This window comes from Kitasatospora sp. NPDC057738, assembly GCF_042798815.1.
GTDB classification, from domain to species: Bacteria; Actinomycetota; Actinomycetes; order Streptomycetales; family Streptomycetaceae; genus Kitasatospora; species Kitasatospora lactacystinica.
Genome location: NZ_JBHVJT010000015.1, coordinates 51,053 through 66,901 on the forward strand (window position 1 = coordinate 51,053; position 15,849 = coordinate 66,901).

Genomic DNA, 15,849 nt, shown 5'->3' on the forward strand with positions numbered 1-15,849 from the left:
GGACTACCAGCGGTAGTGCGCGAAGGCCTTGTTGGACTCGGCCATCTTGTGGGTGTCCTCACGACGCTTCACGGAAGCGCCCAGGCCGTTGCTGGCGTCGAGGATCTCGTTCATCAGGCGCTCGGTCATGGTCTTCTCGCGACGGGCGCGGGAGTAACCGACCATCCAGCGCAGCGCCAGGGTGCTGGCGCGGCCCGGACGGACCTCGACCGGAACCTGGTAGGTCGCGCCACCGACACGGCGGGACTTGACCTCGAGGGCCGGCTTGACGTTCTCCAGCGCGCGCTTCAGCGTGACGACCGGGTCCGAGCCGGTCTTCTCACGGACGCCCTCGAGGGCGCCGTAGACGATCCGCTCGGCGGTGGAGCGCTTGCCGTGCAGCAGGATCTTGTTGACCAGCTGGGTGACGACCGGGGAGCCGTAAACCGGGTCGATGATGACCGGGCGCTTCGGGGCGGGGCCCTTACGAGGCATTCTTACTTCTCCTTCTTGGCGCCGTAGCGGCTGCGGGCCTGCTTGCGGTTCTTGACACCCTGGGTGTCGAGCGAACCGCGGATGATCTTGTAGCGGACACCAGGAAGGTCCTTCACACGACCACCGCGCACCAGCACGATGGAGTGCTCCTGCAGGTTGTGGCCCTCGCCCGGGATGTAAGCGGTGACCTCGATCCCGCTGGTGAGGCGCACACGGGCGACCTTGCGGAGAGCCGAGTTCGGCTTCTTCGGGGTGGTCGTGTACACACGCGTGCAGACCCCACGGCGCTGCGGGGAACCCTTCAGCGCGGGAGTCTTGTTCTTCTCGACCTTGTCCTGCCGGCCCTTTCGGACCAGCTGCTGGATCGTAGGCACCGTTTCTCCGTTTTCTGTGTGCCAAGGCTTGGTGGAACTAACCTGCGATGTCTCCCTCGCACACGGCCCCGTGGTCGACCCACGCGGTCGGGTGTGTTGGGCTTGTTACGACACGGAATCCCATGGCTGCTGTACAGCGACGGCGCTCTACGCGCGGCGCGCTGGGAAGCGCTCCGGCTCGGCGCGGCGACCGGTGTGCATGCACGCACAAGGACCCGGGGACACCCCAGGCACAAGGTCAGAGCGTACCTAGCGCATCGGGCTCGGTCAAAACAAATGCAACGCCGCAGGTCGCGGGGCTTGCACCGAAAGCGGGCCGGGAACCGGGCCGGGGCGGGGCTCCCTACCACAACCGGGCAGCCCCCGCACCGCGACCCTACGCCTCCGCGTGGGCCCCGGCGAGCCGGGGCGGGTCCTGGCTGGCGCTGCCGCCGGCCGCCCCTGCCGACTGCGGCAGCGGGCGCTCCCGGTTGTCCGACACCGCCGTGAACAGCCCCAGCGCGAGCGCGGCCAGCGTGTACACGGCCAGCCAGAGCATCCAGGTGCCGGGCGGGGACCAGTGGGCCGGGTTGATCAGCAGCGGGCCGGTGCTGCCGACGGTGTTGCGGCGCAGCGCCCAGAGGAAGGCCGCGGCGTTGACCAGGGACAGCGAGAAGCCGGCGATCACCAGCAGCCGGCGCCAGGCGAAGCCGCCCCAGGGCAGCCGCTCGTGGCAGATCGCGGCGCACAGGATCGGCAGTCCGACGGCGAACGGCAGCAGGTAGCGGCCCTGCCAGATCATGCCCAGCTGGCGCGCCTGCATGGCCTGTGCCGCTATCGGTATCACCACGATGCCGGCCATCACGCCGACGATCGCCAGGGCGTCGCGGAACCGGGCGTAGCAGAGCGCGAACATCGCCAGGGCGAGCGCCACACCGCACCAGACCAGCAGCGTCGCGGCCGGCGCCTCGGCGTCCAGCCAGCCGAAGTAGCCGATCATCTGCTTCATGTAGAGCAGGCCGAAGTCGAAGGTCTTCCGGGCCGCGGCGAGCGGGGTGAGGTCGCTCGGGGTGTTGATGATCGAGTTGTCCGGGTGGCTCGACGACCAGGCCAGGGCCGCGACGGCCCCCGCCGCCGCCAGGCCGCCCCAGAGCCAGGTCACCTTGCGGCGGAGCACTTCGCGCACCGCCCCCTTCTGGCCCAGCAGCAGCGCGAAGAACAGGGCCCCGGCGAACCAGATCAGGCCCAGCGGGCGGATGCTGATCAGCACCAGCGCGCCGATTCCCAGCCGCGCCAGCCGGCGGTTCAGCAGGAGCGGGTCCGGGCTCATCAGCATCGGCAGCCCGGCGCTCCAGACCAGGATGCCCGCCGCGATCTCCGGACCGCTCGGGTTGACCACGCCGAACAGGAACAGCGCCATCGGCGTGGCCGCGGTGATCACGCCGAGCAGGGTGAAGGAGCGCCGCCGCCACTCCGCCGCCGAGACCACCGCGCTCGCCACCAGGGCGGAGCAGATCAGCGCCGACATCAGGCGCATCAGGTAGAAGGCCTTGGCCCCGTGGACCAGGAGGCTGGGCCAGCCCACCGCGAAGTAGTACGCCGGGTGGTAGCGGCCCGCCGCGGTGGTCACCAGGGTCTCCCCCGGGCGGTCCACGAGCCGGGGCGCGCAGGAGGCCGGCTGCTCGGGCTTGAAGACGTAGCAGCTGTTGACGTCCTTGAGGTCCTGGTAGATGCGCGGGAGCTCGACCCCGGTCTCGGCGAACTGGCCCTCGATGCCGCCCACCAGGTGCGGGACCATGACCTCCCGTCCCTCGACCTGGCCCCGGGCGACGGCCGCCGCCCGGATCAGGTGTGCGTGCTCGTCCGGCGAGGCGCCGGTCGGCGAAGCGAACGCCCAGGCCCCACTCAGTGCGAACAGGATCGCGAACGCCACGACCCACAGACGCCTCGGTGAGGAGACGAGCCGGTCGGCGAGGCTCTTGACGGCGGTGATCATCATCAGGATTGGGCCTTCGGGGTCAGTTCGGGCTCATGGGCGGGAACTGGTTACTTGATCATGCTGAGCCATGACTGGTCACCGGTCTTGGAGCACTGCCCACCCGGCGCGAACTTCGGGCAGGTGCCGTCGAGGTTCTGCATGGTGTGCGACACCCACGGCAGGATGCGGTAGGTGTCCTCCTTCGCCGGCATGTAGCGGTCCGCCATCGACGAGGAGACCGTACCGAACAGGAAGAGAAGAGCGAACAGCGTACCGATCACGGCCGCCTGCGGACCCGGCAGGGCCGTTCCGGCGGTTCCGGCCGTCCCGGCGGCCTCCGCGGCCTCGGCGGCCCGGCGGCGCTCGGCCAGCCGGAGCGAGACCAGGTGGGCGAGCAGGGCGCAGAGCAGCAGGCCGCAGTAGAGCAGCTGGTTGTTGGTCCGGGTGTAGAGCTGGACCGTCTGCGTCTCGTACATGTGCGAGGCGATGAACATCCGCATCACCCAGGCGCTCGCGAACATGCAGCTGATGGTGACGATCACCGGCTTGCGGATGCCAAGCCAGAGGGCCGCGCCCAGTGCGACGAACATCACCACCGCGAACAGGTCCATGCCGCCGAACTCGCCGGGGATCGGCCAGTCCCCCACCTTGCCCGGCATGTCCGTACGCCACATCAGGAAGTACGCCGGGTCGGTGAAGTTGTCGAAGCGGAAGTTGGAGTCCTTGGTGTCCGGGGCCTCCGTCAGCATGGTCACCAGGTAGCTGCCGCAGACCAGCAGGAAGGCGACCCCGGTGGTGCCGAGGTACGCCAGGCCCTTGCGCCGGTCTTCGTGCCAGGGGAAGTACATCAGCGCCGCGACCAGCACGCCGAGGGCGCTCCACAGGAACCAGCCGGAGTACGTGAGGAACATCAGGCCCAGCAACGCCCCGAAGCCGCCCGCCTTCAGCAGCAGCAGCCGCCAGCCGTCCGTCCCGCTCCGGCGCAGGTGCACCACCACGGCGACCAGCACGGGCACCAGGACCACCAGCACGGTCTGGCTGTACGGCTTGTAGGCGTCGATCAGGGCGAAGGCCGGCAGCACGCCGAAGGCCAGTGCGCGGACCGGGCTGAGCAGCATGCGCCACGAGAGGTAGACCAGCGGACCGAACGCGGCGGCGCCGAAGATCTGCAGGTCCTTGAAGGCGTACGCGGTGTTGCCGCCGCGGAACAGCTCCGCGTAGAAGCCCAGGGTGTAGAGCGGCGCCGGCGGGTAGACCGGCGAGCCCGAGGGCTGACCGTTCACCACCGCGTGGGCCCACTCGACGATGCGCTGGCTGTCGCCGTTCATGCCGAACATCGGCCAGGGCGTGCCGAGCAGCGCGATGACCGCGCCGGCCGCCACGAAGCCGCTGGCGAGACCGGCGATGGCGGCCGAGGAGAAACGGGACGCCAGGCCGAAGTGCCGGCCCGAGCGGAAGCGCATCGCGAGCACGACCGCGCCGAGCAGGAGGAAGCCGATGACCGCGAACCGCAGCTGCACCGCGGCGAGACCGCTCACCTGGGCGATCCGGTTCAGCGGGTCCATCTGGAAGCCACGCGCCATCAGCGGGAGCACCAGGGCGGCCAGGAAGGAGACCACGGCCTCGCCCGCGAGCAGTGCCGGAGCCGACGTCCGGAGCCGGGCCACGGAGCGGCCCGCGGATCCACCGACCAGCGAACGCCCTCCGCTCGGCGGGATCCTGGAGGCCTCTTGGGCACTGACTGTCACTGGCACGGTCCTCAGCTCGTGGTCGCTCGCTCGGCCCGCCCGGCCCTTCGGCGTCGGCCGGTGACGGAGAACGTACTGCTTCCGGGTGCGCGGCGGCAGCCCCGGGCATCATAGGTCCTCCGTCTGAGGAAGGCCCCATCGGGAAGAACGGCCGACCGCCGTGGGATCACCCGACCGGGTGGGCCTCAGGCGAAGCCGAGGAGGATCATCAGGGTCCAGAACGCGCACCCCAGGTAGCCGATGACCAGGCCGAGGACGGCCGCCCAGTCGCCGTCCATGTTGCGGCGGCGGATCTCCGAGCGGGCGATGTGGCCGGTGATCACGGCGGGCGCGGAGAGGCCGACCAGACTGGCCACCAGGGAGACCACCGCGAGCACGTTGGTGGGGCGGGCCTGCGGCGGCGGCGGGACGGCCATGAAGGTGGCCGGAACCGGCGTGGCGGCGGCGGCCGGCGGCGCCGTCATCGGCCCGGAGGGCAGGTCGGCCACCAGCACGGCCAGCTGACCGTAGGTCTGCGCCGCGGCCACGGCCTCGTGGCGCTGCTCGTACTCCTGGACGGAGAGCCGCCCCTCGGCGAACGCGGCCTTGAGCACGTCGAGCGTCCGGTCCCGGTCCGCGTGGCCCGCCCGCATCGCCGCCTGCGACGACACCGCGGGCGCGGGCACCGGCTGCCAGCCCCCCGCCGACCGCTTGCCGGGCGGATAGCCGGAACCGGGCTCGCCCCATGGTTGTACGGACATCCGCCACCTCCCGGTAGCGCGGCACCCCCGCGCACGTCACTGCTTCCTCATAGTGCAGGACGAACGGCCGAACTGAGTAGTTGCCAAATCGGCCCAGTAGCCGCCGAGAAGAGGATATTGGTCGGCGAGCCTCACCCGTTCGGCGGATGTGCTCAGGGGATGCTCAACTCGGGCGACAGCCTGTTCGAGCAGTGACAGGCTGAGCCCCGAGAGCTTCCACCAGCACGATGCCCACCACTCCACCACCACGAGCAGAGAAGGCCGCCATGCAGGCGTCAGCGCCGCCGTCCTCCGACCTCCCCGGGCCGGGAACCCCGTCCGCCGTCAGCATCCAGGGGCTCTGGAAGCACTTCGGCACCCAGGCCGCGGTGGCCGGGCTGAGCCTGGAGCTGCCGGCCGGGGCGTTCATCGGCCTGGTCGGGCCGAACGGCGCCGGCAAGACCACCACGCTGTCGATGGTCACCGGGCTGCTCCGGCCCGACCAGGGCACCGTCCTGGTGCACGGCACCGACGTGTGGGCGGACCCGGTCACGGTCAAGGCGCGGATCGGCATCCTGCCCGAGGGCCTGCGGATGTTCGAGCGGCTCAGCGGGCGCGAGCTGCTCCAGTACACCGGGCGGCTGCGCGGCCTGCCCGGCGCCGAGGTGGACCGGCGGGCCGAGGAGCTGCTGGCCGTCCTGGACCTCGGCCGCGACTCCGACAAGCTGGTCGCCGACTACTCCACCGGCATGCGCAAGAAGATCGGCCTGGCCGCGGCGCTGCTGCACAACCCGGACGTGCTGTTCCTGGACGAGCCCTTCGAGGGCGTCGACCCGGTCTCCGCCCAGACCATCCGCGGCGTGCTCAAGCGGTACGCGGCGGCCGGCTCCACGGTGGTCTTCTCCAGTCACGTGATGGAGCTGGTCGAACAGCTCTGCGACTGGGTCGCCGTGGTCAACGCCGGCCAGGTGATCGCCCAGGGACCGCTGGACACCGTACGGGGCGGGCGCAGCCTGCACGAGGCCTTCCTGGACCTGATCGGCGTGCGCGAGGACGACGGGCAGGCGCTCGGCTGGCTCGGCGGCGGGCAGCCCGGGGGTGCCCTGTGACCGAGCGGAGCGAGGCCACGCGCACGGCCTCGGTGCCCGACGGGCGGACGGTGGTGCGCGCCCTGGTCGCGCTCAAGCTGCGGCTGCTGCGCAACGGGCTGCGGCGCAGCCCCGGCCGGACCACCGTCTACGTGATCGGCGGCGTCGCGGGCCTGGCCCTCGCGGCCGGCGTCGCCGTCGCCATGAGCGCGCTGAACGGGCGCTACGCGGGCTCCGGGGACGCCGGGGTGATGCTGCTCGGCGTGCTGGCCCTGGGCTGGGCCGCCCTGCCGCTGTTCCTCTTCTCCAGCGACGAGAGCGCCGACCCGACCCGGCTGACCATGCTGCCGCTGCGGCCCGGCCCGCTGCTGCGCGGCTCGCTGCTGGCCGCGCTGATCGGACCGGGGCCGCTGATCAGCCTGGTGCTGGTGACCGGCGCGGTGCTGGCCGGCGCGGCCGGCGGCGCCTCGGCCGCGGTCGCGGTGCCCGCCGTACCGCTCGCGGTGCTCTGCCTGGTCACGCTCTCCCGGGCGGTCGCCGCGGGCAACGCCCGGATGCTCTCCAGCCGGCGCGGCAAGGACTTCGCGATCTTCGGCGGGCTGGCCTTCGCGCTGCTGGTGCAGGTCGCCAACGTCGGCTCGCAGAGCATCCTCGGCCGTCGGGGCGGACCGATCGACCTCACCCCGCTGAAGCCGATCGCCTCGGTGCTGCGCTGGATCCCGCCGATCAGCGCGGCGGACGCGCCGCGCACCGCCGGCGAGGGCCGGTACGGGCTCGCGCTGCTCCAGCTCGCCGCGGCCGCCGCGCTGCTGGCACTGCTGCTGCGCTGGTGGCGGCGGAGCCTGCAGGAGCTGATGGTCACCGCCGACTCCTCCACCCTGGAGGTGGCCCGGGGGGTGCAGAACTCGCGCGGCTGGCGCTTCCTGCCCCAGGGCCGCACCGGCGCGGTGATGCAGCGCCACCTGCGGTACGCCTGGCGCGAGCCGCGGGCCAAGGCCGCGCTGTTCACCAGCATCGGGATGACGCTGGTGATCTGCGTGCTGTCGATGGTCCAGGGCTGGGCGAGCGTCTACCTGCTGGCGATGACCGGGGTGTTCCTCGGACTGCAGATGCTCAACCTGTTCGGCATGGACGGCTCGGCGTTCTGGATGGTCGCCGCCACCCTGCGCACCCCGGCCGACGCCCGGTCCGAGCTGCGCGGCCGGGCGTACGCGGTGCTGTCGTACGCCGTCCCGGTGACGGTGGTGCTGGGGCTGGTGCTGGCGGCCGTCACCGGCCGGTGGGGCGAGCTGCCGTCCGCGCTCGGCCTGGCGCTGACCCTCCTCGGCTGCGGGATCGCGCTGGGCTCGATGTTCAGCGTGCTGGCGCCCTACACCATGCCGGCCGACAGCAACCCGATGCGCAACGCCGCCCCCGGACAGGGCGGGCTGATCCTGCTCAACCAGTTCGGCTCGATGCTCGGCGTCACGGTGCTGGCACTGCCGGTCGGCGGCTACCTCGCCTGGGCGCTGGTCTCGGACGGGCCGAGCTGGCCGGTGCTGCTGGTCGGCCCGCTGTACGGCGCCCTGGTCGCGACGCTGGGCGTGCGGATGGCCGCGGGCCGGCTGCTGGAGCGCACGCCGGAGATCCTGGCCAAGGCCATCGAGCGCTGAGCCGCGGGCCCCGCCGGCCCGAGCGCCGGACGGTCTCCGCCGCGGCTCCGGCATCATGGGCAGGAGGCCGGACCGTCGAGGAGAGCAGGGACACACCGTGGGCGAGCGAGCGCAGCAGGCCGGGACCGCCGGGCCGCTGCTGGAGCAGGCGGTGCGGTCGGTGCTGACGGCACCGGAGGACGCACTGGACCTCGCCCTGGACACCGGGGCCTCGCTGCTGGCCGCCTCGGCCGGGCAGTGGCCCGAGGTGAGCCGGGCGGTGCTCGGCCACGCGGACGCCGCCGTCGGCCGCTGCTGGTCCGCCGGATGGCGGCCGGCCGACCTGGCGCGCGTGGTGCGGCGCGAGCTGCAGCCCGTCCACCTGGCCCTCGCGGTGGACCTGATCGCCGCCGAGGACCGCCGCCACCCCGCGGCCGGCCTGGACCGGCGCTGGCGGGAGCAGCTGCGCGAGCTGGAGGCCGAGGTGTGGTGGTCCGGCGACGAGGAGTACCTCGGCGCCTTCGCCCACCGGCACCGGCTGGACCGCTTCGCGCTCGCCACCGCCGTCCTGGAGCTGCTGCGCACCTGGGGCCGGCTGCCGCCGATCGCCCCGGTGGGGCCCGCCCCCGGGCAGGCCGTCCGGGGGCGGCACTCGGCGCCGGTGACCGGCGAGCCGCGGATGCTGGCGCGGATCCGGGCGCTGCTGGCCAAGGCCGAATCCACCGAGTACCCGGAGGAGGCCGAGGCGCTGACCGCCAAGGCCCAGCAGCTGATGGCCCAGCACAGCATCGACGACGCGCTGCTGGCCGCGGCCGGCGCCGACCGCGACACCCCGGCGGCGCTGCGGATCGGGGTGGACAACCCGTACGAGGGTCCCAAGACGATGCTGCTGGACGCGGTCGCGGCGGCCAACCGGTGCCGGGTGGTGTGGGCGAAGGAGTTCGGCTTCTGCACCGTGGTCGGCTTCGACGGCGACCTGGACGGCGTCGAGCTGCTCTACACCTCGCTGCTGGTGCAGGCCACCCACGCGCTCAACAAGGCCGGCTCCCGCAAGGACTCGCGCAGCAAGGCGTTCCGGCAGTCCTTCCTGGTCGCGTACGCGGCGCGGATCCGCGAGCGGCTGACCGCCGCGACCGAGCGCGCCACCAGCGCCGCCGCGGCCGGCCGGCACCTGCGCGAGGACGGCACCGAGGAGCAGCTGCTGCCGGACGAGCGGCTGCTGCCCGCGCTCGCCGCCCGCTCCGAGGCGGTGGACGAGCAGGTCGACCGGCTGTTCCCGAAGCTGGTCTCGCAGCGGGTGCGGGTCAGCGACGGCGTGGGCTGGGCGGCCGGACGCGCCGCCGCCGACCGGGCCGCCCTGCACGGACGCGCCGGTGCGATCCGCCGGTAGGGCCCGTCCCGCCGATCATTCCCCGGGGACCTGATAGAACGTAGTCCGCCACGAACGAAGGGGGACGCGACGTGACGGATCCGGCGGCGGAGTCGGGGTACCGGGACCGGGTGCGCGGAGCGCTGCTCGGCGGAGCGATCGGCGATGCGCTGGGCTGGCCGGTGGAGTTCCAGCAACTCCACCAGATCCGGGACCGGTTCGGGCCGCAGGGCGTGACCACGCTGCCGGCCGGGCCCGGGCCGGTCGAGGTCACCGACGACACCCAGATGACGCTGTTCACCGCCGAGGGCCTGATCCGCGGCTTCGTCCGCGGCTGGACGGGCGGCGGCGGCTCGGTGCCGGAGGCCGTCCACGGCGCCTACCGGCGCTGGCTGCGGACCCAGTACCAGGGCGCGCCGGACACCGAGCCGCAGCCCCGCCCGTACGACGGCTGGCTGCTGAGCCGGCCCTTCCTGTACGCGCGGCGGGCGCCCGGCAACGCCTGCCTGAGCGGGGTGACCGAGCATCCGGCGTTCGAGGCGCCGTCCGCGATCGGGCTGCTGGGGCCGATCAACCCGGGTTCCAAGGGCTGCGGCACGGTGATGCGCTCGGCGCCGTTCGGGCTGGCCCGGCTCGGTGTCGAGCAGTCCTTCGGGCTGGCGGTGCAGTGCGCCCAGCTCACCCACGGACACCCGACCGGCTACCTCGCGGCCGGCGCCTTCGCGGCCCTGGTCGAGCGGCTCGCGGACGGCACCGAGCCGTGGGCGGCGGTCGGCGAGACGGTGGAGCAGATCCGCGAGCTGCCGAGTTCCAAGGAGACCGTCCAGGCGCTGGCCCGGGCGGTGCGGCTGGCCCAGGAGGCCGAGCCGGCCGCGGAGACGGTGGAGCGGGTCGGGCTCGGCTGGACCGCCGAGGAGTGCCTGGCCATCGCGGTGTACTCGCTGCTGGCGGCCACCCTGGACCCCGACCCGGTGCGCACCGCGCTGCTGCTGTCGGTGAACCACTCGGGGGACAGCGACTCGACCGGCGCGGTCTGCGGCAACCTGGTCGGGGCCGCGTACGGCGCCGCCGCGCTGCCCCCCGAGTGGGCCGGGGCGGTCGAGGGCCGGGCCGAGCTGCGGCAGGTCGCCGACGACCTGCTGGTGCTGTTCGGCAGCCGCGACCCGCTGCACCCCGGGCTCGGCGGGCGCTACCCCGCCTGGTGACCACCCGGCCCGGTGACTAGCCCGCCCGCGGGTCGGTGACCTGGCCGAGGAACAGCGGCGCGCCGCCCCGGGCGTCCCGGATCAGGAACAGGAACGGCCGGTCGACGTACACCTGGACCGGCCGTTCGGCGTTCGGCACCGCCATCACCTCCATCCCGACACCGCTGCCGGCCGCCGCGACCGTGCCGTCCTCGCCGACCTCGATCGTGGCCTTCTGCAACACCGTGCCGACGGCCAGCGGGTCCTTGGCGATGCCGCCGAAGTCGGCCGCGTCGAAGGCCGCCCGCACGCCGAGCGAGCGCAGCGCGGGGGTGAGCTCCTTCGAGGTGCCGAAGTGGAAGCGCGGCAGCCGGAGGTCGACCGGCCGCTCGGCGAGGGCCCCGAGGACGCGGTCGAGCTGGGGCTGGTCCAGGCCCTTGGCGAACGCGGCGAAGCCGCCCTGCGCGGGGACGATCAGGTCCATCACCAGCCCGCCCTCCGCGTAGGGCAGTTCGACGGCCTGCCAGGGCTCGCCGACGATCCCGCCGGAGCCGTCGGCGTACTTGAACTCCCCGCTCTGCCCCATCGTGGGGACGGCCGGGGCGGAGCCGTCGAGCTTGTGGAACGGGCGGTCGGCGGTGAGCGAGGGCTTGAAGGCGGAGGCCCACTTCGCCTTGAGGTACAGCGCGTCGGTGAGCACCAGCCGGGTGCTCGACGTGATCCCGTTCGAGCCGAACAGCTCCTTGATCCGGCCGTCGGTGGCCTTCTCCACGGCCGCGTTGACGGTCCTGCGGGCCCCGTCCGGGTCCTTGGCGAAGTCGGCCTGGTGGACCCCGGCGTCGAAGGCGGCGGCGAGGGTGGCGAGGTAGTCCGGCTCGACGGCCAGGCCCTGCTGGGTCCAGACGTCGTCGCTGCGGCGCAGGGTCAGCTTGTCGGTGGCCGGGACCGGCCGGTTCAGCGCGCCGGTGGCGAGCGCGTACTGCCGCGGGTCGAGCCCGGTGTGCAGGGCCTCGGCCAGTTCCCCGGCGGTGGCGCCGCGGGCTCCGGGCAGCAGCATGGCGAGCAGGGTGGCCAGGCCGGACGGGGAGACCACGAGGTTGCTCCCGGCGGCGTCCGGCTCGCTGGTCAGGGCGTGCAGGAGGTCCAGGCCGAAGGCGTCGGTGGCGCTCGCGGTGGCGGCCACCTGGGCCGGGTCGACGGCCGGCCGGCTCACGGGCGCGGACGCCCGGAGCTCCACGGGCGCGGCGGCCCCGGTGCTGCCGCAGCCGGCGAGCAGCGGCGTGGCGAGCGCGGCCGCGAGGAGCAGCGCCGCCGGGCGGCGGAGGGTGCGACGGGTTGCGGTGCTGCGGTTCGTCATGGCCCTTCGACGCGCCGCCCCGCCCACCGGTTCCGCCCGGCCGGCGTGCCCCGGATCAGTCCCAGAGCGCTCCGAACTCCAGCAGTTCGTCCCGGTGCTCGATCCGCTCCACCCAGTCGGCCGGCCAGGCCGCCTCGCCGTGGTGGGCGCCGGCGAAGGCGCCGGTCAGGCAGGCCAGCGAGTCGGAGTCGCCGCTGGAGCAGGCGGCCCGGCGGACGGCCGCCACCGGGTCGTCGGGCAGCAGCAGGAAGCAGAGCAGGCCGGTGCCGAAGGCCTCCTCGGCGACCCAGCCCTCGCCGGTGGCCAGGCACGGGTCGGCCTCGACGTCGGGGGCGGCGAGCGCCGCGTCCAGCCGGTCGAGCACCTGGAGGCACTCGTCCCAGCCGCGGGCGATGACGGCCTGCGGCGAGGAGCCGTACCAGTGGTCGGAGAGGTCGCCGAGCCAGAACGCGTCGTACCGCTCGCGGCTCGCCAGCGCGTACGCCCGCAGCACCCCGGGCAGTGCGGCGGGCGGGACGCCCTCGGCGAGCTTGCGCACGGCGTACGCGGTGAGGTCACTGGCGGCGAGCGCGGTCGGGTGGCCGTGGGTGAGCGCGGACTGCAGCTGGGCGGCGCCGGAGAGCTGCCGGGCGTCCAGGTCGCGGATCAGCCCGACCGGGGCGACCCGCATGTTGGCGCCGCAGCCCTTGGAGCCGATGTCGCTGGCCTGCTGCCAGCGGTACTCGTCGTGGCTGAGCCGCTGGCAGGCCCGCAGGCAGGTCATGCCGGGGGCGCGGTTGTTCTGCGGGGAGCGCCACCAGTCGACGAACTCCTCGCGGACCGGCCGTTCCAGCCGCAGGGGCGTCAGGGTCCCGCGCGCCAGGGCGGTGCGCAGGCCGCGGGCGAGGGCGAGCGTCATCTGGGTGTCGTCGGTGACCAGCGCCTTCTTCGGCAGCGGGAGCCGCCGCCAGTCCGGATGGTCGGCGGCGATCCGCTCGATGTCCTGGAACTCGGTCGGCCGGCCCATCGCGTCGCCGATCGCCAGCCCCAGCAGTGCCCCCGTCGCCTTGCCCACGGCAGCTCCCCCCTCTTCCCGTCACACCTCGACCAACAGCTCCTTGAGCCCGCGGATCACGTAGCCCGGGTTCCACTCGGGCTCGCGGACCAGCCGCAGGCCCGGGGCCCGGCGCAGCAGCGTGCCGTAGGACTCGGTGAGCTCCAGTCTGGCGAGCGGGGCACCCAGACAGAAGTGGATTCCGGCGCCGAAGGTGATGTGCGGGTTGTCGGTGCGGCCGAGGTCGAGGCGGTCCGGGTCGGCGAAGCGCTCGGGGTCGCGGTTGGCGGAGCCGAAGAGCAGGGCGATCTCGGCGCCGCGCGGGATGGTGACGCCGCGGACCTCGATGTCCTCCAGCACCCAGCGCTCGAACATCTGCAGCGGGGTGTCCCAGCGCATCAGCTCCTCGATCGCGGTGGGCAGCAGTGCGTCCACCGAGCCGCGCAGCCGGGCGAGCTCCCCGGGGTTGCGGAACAGCGCCCACCAGCCGTTGCCGGTGGTGTTGACGGTCGCCTCGTGGCCGGCGTTGAGCAGCAGCACGCAGGTGGAGATCATCTCCTGCTCGCTGAGCGCGTCGGAGCCCTCCTGGGCCTGGATGAGCGCGCTGATCAGGTCCGTCCCGGGGTTGCCCCGGCGTTCGCGGATCAGGGTGCGCAGGTAGTCGGAGAACTCGATGCTCGCGGTGACGGCCCGGCGGGCGGTCTCCTCGGTGGGGTTGAGCTCGAACATCCCGGTGATGTCGGCGGACCAGGGCCGCAGCAGGTGGCGGTCGCCCTCCGGCACGCCGAGCATCTCGGCGATCACGGCGACCGGCAGCGGCTCGGCGACGGCGGAGATCAGGTCGCCGCCGCCGGCCGCGAGCAGCCCGTCGACCAGTTCGCCGGCCAGCCGCCGCACGGTGGGGCGCAGGCCCTCGACCATGCGCGGGGTGAAGGCCTTGGAGACCAGCCGGCGCAGCCGGGTGTGGTCGGGCGCCTCCAGGTCGAGCAGCCCGTGGTCGTTGAGGGTGTGGAAGGGCTCGTGCGCCGGGTCGGGCTCGGGGCGGCCGAACTCCTGGTGGCTGAAGCGGTGGGTGTAGGTGCGGCCGAGCCGCCGGTCGCGCAGCAGGGCGCTGACGTCCTCGTGGCGCGAGACGAGCCACTGGTTCGTGGGCTCGAAGTACGTCACCGGCGCGTGCTCGCGCAGTTCGGCGTACGCGTCGTACGGGTGGGCCACGAAGGCCGCCGACCAGGGGTCGAACTTCGCCGTCGTCGTCATCGGTCGATCACTCCAGGCCAGGAGGGGGGAAGCCGGAAAGATCATCGTACGCACGCGGTACATCCGGGAACATGACCCTTCCGGCGCCCGCTCAGGCCCGCTCCAGGACAAGTCGGCGCACCAGCTTCGGCAGCGCCTGCGAGATCGGCTCCCGGATCACCTCGGCCGCGGCCTCGTCGTAGGGCGTCGGCTCGCCGTTCACGATGATCAGCTTCGCCCCGGTCCGCACCGCGTTGTACGGCAGCCCCGCCACCGGGAACACCTGGAGGCTGGTGCCGACCGCGATGAAGACGTCGCCGACCCGGACGACCGAGTCGGCCTGCCCGAGCACCTCCGGGTCCAGGTTCTCGCCGAACATCACGATGCGCGGCTTGAGGATCCCCCCGCACTCCCGGCACGCCGGGTCCGGCTCGCCCGCCCCGACCCGCTCCAGCGCGTCCGCCATCGAACCGACCACCCGGCAGCGCAGGCACTGCGTCTCCCGCACGTTGCCGTGCAGTTCGAGCACCTTGCGGGCGGTCAGCCCGGACCTCTGGTGCAGCCCGTCGATGTTCTGGGTGAGCACCCGCAGCGGCAGCCCGGAGCGCTCCAGGTCGACCAGCGCCCGGTGCCCGGCGTTCGGCTCGGCGCCCAGCGCGCCCGTCTCCAGCCGCATCCGCCAGGCCCGCCGCCGGACCTCCGGGTCCTCCAGGTACGGCCCGATGGTGACCAGCTCCTGCGCCGACGGGTCCTTCTGCCACAGCCCCTGCGGGCCGCGGTAGTCGGGGATGCCGGAGTCCGTCGAGATGCCCGCGCCGGTGAGCACGGCGATCAGGGGGCGCTTCGCGTTCATACCCCGGACCGTACGGCCCGCGGCCCACGACCGGCCACCGAAAAACCCGGGGGCACCGGGCCGGGGCCCGCTTCGGGCCAGGACGCGCGTTTCAGGCCAGGGCGGCGCGCGGCGCGGCGGCCGGGCGGGCCAGCGGGGCGAGCGCGAGCAGGTAGCAGGCGGCGGCGAGCGGGACGAGGGCCAGGTCGACGCCCGAGGCCAGGGTGCCGAGCAGCGCCAGCACCGGGCTCCACCAGCGCAGCACCCGGGAGCGGCCCGCCGCGGCGGCGGTCAGCAGCGCCAGCAGGCCGACGTAGAAGAGCAGCGGGCCGACCTGGTAGACGACCGGCAGCACGCCCGGGACGTCCTGGACCCGGTCGAACAGCCGCGACTGCTCGGCCTTGTCCGCCGCCGCCAGCCCCACCACCAGGTCGATGCCGATCTGCGCCAGCGAGCAGAGCAGCCCCGCGAAGGCCGTCCCCAGCGCCGCCCCGGCCGCGGTCCGCCCGGCCGTGCCGCGCGGGGCGAGCCGCCGGTGCAGGGCGAGGAGGACGGGGGCGAACAGCAGCAGCCCGGCGAGCATCGCGGTGTGCCCCGCCGTCCAGCCGGGGCCGGGCGCCCGGGAGCCCGGCACCAGGCGGATGCCGCCGTAGAGGGCCATCAGGGCGGGGGCGCCGACGACGGCGTACGGCGTGAGGCCGCTGAGGCGGGTGGGGCGGGTGTTCCGGGCATCCAGGGCGGTGTTCATCCGATGGTCTCCAGCGGTGTGGTCCGTTCCGACACCGCAGAGCCTCCCGGCCGGGGCCCTCGTCCCGGATCCCCCGCACCGGCGAACCGGCCGCCTCCC

Annotated in this window: 14 protein-coding genes; 4 read left to right on the top strand and 10 right to left on the bottom strand. The window is 73.6% G+C overall.

Translation table 11 applies throughout. The features are described 5' to 3' along the window. Positions 1-3: 3 nt before the first annotated feature. The 5 genes from rpsG to ACFVGO_RS10875 all read right to left on the bottom strand — a co-directional run bounded on the left by rpsG (position 4) and on the right by ACFVGO_RS10875 (position 5,293). Positions 4-474 carry a 30S ribosomal protein S7 gene (gene rpsG, locus ACFVGO_RS10855; RefSeq protein WP_030055803.1) on the bottom strand — a complete coding sequence of 157 codons (471 nt, stop codon included), beginning with the start codon at positions 472-474 and terminating at the stop codon, positions 4-6. A gap of 2 nt (positions 475-476) precedes the next feature. Then, positions 477-848: a 30S ribosomal protein S12 gene (rpsL, locus tag ACFVGO_RS10860; RefSeq protein ID WP_014144289.1), complete on the bottom strand. Its 372-nt coding sequence runs from the start codon at positions 846-848 to the stop codon at positions 477-479. A gap of 376 nt (positions 849-1,224) precedes the next feature. After that, positions 1,225-2,826: a DUF2142 domain-containing protein gene (locus ACFVGO_RS10865; RefSeq protein WP_359897524.1), complete on the bottom strand. Its 1,602-nt coding sequence runs from the start codon at positions 2,824-2,826 to the stop codon at positions 1,225-1,227. Between the two features lie 47 nt (positions 2,827-2,873). After that, the gene (locus ACFVGO_RS10870) at positions 2,874-4,472 is read right to left on the bottom strand and encodes a hypothetical protein (protein WP_359897525.1); all 1,599 of its coding nucleotides are present in this window, start codon (positions 4,470-4,472) and stop codon (positions 2,874-2,876) included. A 266-nt stretch (positions 4,473-4,738) separates the two neighbouring features. Continuing rightward, positions 4,739-5,293: a DUF1707 and DUF4190 domain-containing protein gene (locus tag ACFVGO_RS10875; RefSeq protein ID WP_359897526.1), complete on the bottom strand. Its 555-nt coding sequence runs from the start codon at positions 5,291-5,293 to the stop codon at positions 4,739-4,741. 266 nt (positions 5,294-5,559) lie between these two features. On the opposite strand from ACFVGO_RS10875, the gene ACFVGO_RS10880 reads away from it, so the two are divergent. The 4 genes from ACFVGO_RS10880 (at position 5,560) to ACFVGO_RS10895 (ending at position 10,565) form a co-directional block, all read left to right on the top strand. Next, positions 5,560-6,381, top strand: coding sequence for an ABC transporter ATP-binding protein (locus ACFVGO_RS10880; protein ID WP_359897527.1), 822 nt, complete (start codon positions 5,560-5,562; stop codon positions 6,379-6,381). Beyond that, the gene (locus ACFVGO_RS10885; RefSeq protein WP_380631390.1) at positions 6,378-8,012 is read left to right on the top strand and encodes a transporter; all 1,635 of its coding nucleotides are present in this window, start codon (positions 6,378-6,380) and stop codon (positions 8,010-8,012) included. Before ACFVGO_RS10880 ends, ACFVGO_RS10885 begins: the two co-directional genes overlap by 4 nt. 97 nt (positions 8,013-8,109) lie before the next feature. Beyond that, positions 8,110-9,381 (top strand): DUF2786 domain-containing protein, encoded by a 1,272-nt coding sequence (locus ACFVGO_RS10890; protein WP_359897529.1) that lies wholly within the window; start codon positions 8,110-8,112, stop codon positions 9,379-9,381. 71 nt (positions 9,382-9,452) lie between these two features. Further along, the gene (locus ACFVGO_RS10895; RefSeq protein ID WP_359897530.1) at positions 9,453-10,565 is read left to right on the top strand and encodes an ADP-ribosylglycohydrolase family protein; all 1,113 of its coding nucleotides are present in this window, start codon (positions 9,453-9,455) and stop codon (positions 10,563-10,565) included. A 16-nt stretch (positions 10,566-10,581) separates the two neighbouring features. On the opposite strand, the gene ACFVGO_RS10900 is transcribed toward ACFVGO_RS10895, so the two are convergent. The 5 genes from ACFVGO_RS10900 to ACFVGO_RS10920 form a co-directional block, all read right to left on the bottom strand. Beyond that, positions 10,582-11,901, bottom strand: a complete 1,320-nt coding sequence (locus ACFVGO_RS10900) for a serpin family protein (protein WP_380351768.1) — start codon at positions 11,899-11,901, stop codon at positions 10,582-10,584. A gap of 55 nt (positions 11,902-11,956) precedes the next feature. Beyond that, positions 11,957-12,955 (bottom strand): ADP-ribosylglycohydrolase family protein, encoded by a 999-nt coding sequence (locus tag ACFVGO_RS10905; protein ID WP_380631391.1) that lies wholly within the window; start codon positions 12,953-12,955, stop codon positions 11,957-11,959. A 21-nt stretch (positions 12,956-12,976) separates the two neighbouring features. Continuing rightward, positions 12,977-14,191: a cytochrome P450 gene (locus ACFVGO_RS10910; RefSeq protein WP_359897533.1), complete on the bottom strand. Its 1,215-nt coding sequence runs from the start codon at positions 14,189-14,191 to the stop codon at positions 12,977-12,979. 91 nt (positions 14,192-14,282) lie between these two features. Next, positions 14,283-15,023 carry an NAD-dependent deacetylase gene (locus tag ACFVGO_RS10915; protein ID WP_380631392.1) on the bottom strand — a complete coding sequence of 247 codons (741 nt, stop codon included), beginning with the start codon at positions 15,021-15,023 and terminating at the stop codon, positions 14,283-14,285. A gap of 91 nt (positions 15,024-15,114) precedes the next feature. Next, complete coding sequence (locus tag ACFVGO_RS10920; protein ID WP_359897535.1) at positions 15,115-15,750, bottom strand: hypothetical protein; 636 nt, start codon at positions 15,748-15,750, stop codon at positions 15,115-15,117. Between the last annotated feature and the right edge of the window lie 99 nt (positions 15,751-15,849).

Bases quoted from the DNA above. Each gene is read 5' to 3' on its own strand.
- rpsG (WP_030055803.1), bottom strand. From the start codon at position 474: ATGCCTCGTAAGGGCCCCGCCCCGAAGCGCCCGGTCATCATCGACCCG.
- ACFVGO_RS10865 (WP_359897524.1), bottom strand. From the start codon at position 2,826: ATGATGATCACCGCCGTCAAGAGCCTCGCCGACCGGCTCGTCTCCTCA.
- ACFVGO_RS10875 (WP_359897526.1), bottom strand. From the start codon at position 5,293: ATGTCCGTACAACCATGGGGCGAGCCCGGTTCCGGCTATCCGCCCGGC.
- ACFVGO_RS10880 (WP_359897527.1), top strand. From the start codon at position 5,560: ATGCAGGCGTCAGCGCCGCCGTCCTCCGACCTCCCCGGGCCGGGAACC.
- ACFVGO_RS10900 (WP_380351768.1), bottom strand. From the start codon at position 11,901: ATGACGAACCGCAGCACCGCAACCCGTCGCACCCTCCGCCGCCCGGCG.
- ACFVGO_RS10910 (WP_359897533.1), bottom strand. From the start codon at position 14,191: ATGACGACGACGGCGAAGTTCGACCCCTGGTCGGCGGCCTTCGTGGCC.
- ACFVGO_RS10915 (WP_380631392.1), bottom strand. From the start codon at position 15,023: ATGAACGCGAAGCGCCCCCTGATCGCCGTGCTCACCGGCGCGGGCATC.
- ACFVGO_RS10920 (WP_359897535.1), bottom strand. From the start codon at position 15,750: ATGAACACCGCCCTGGATGCCCGGAACACCCGCCCCACCCGCCTCAGC.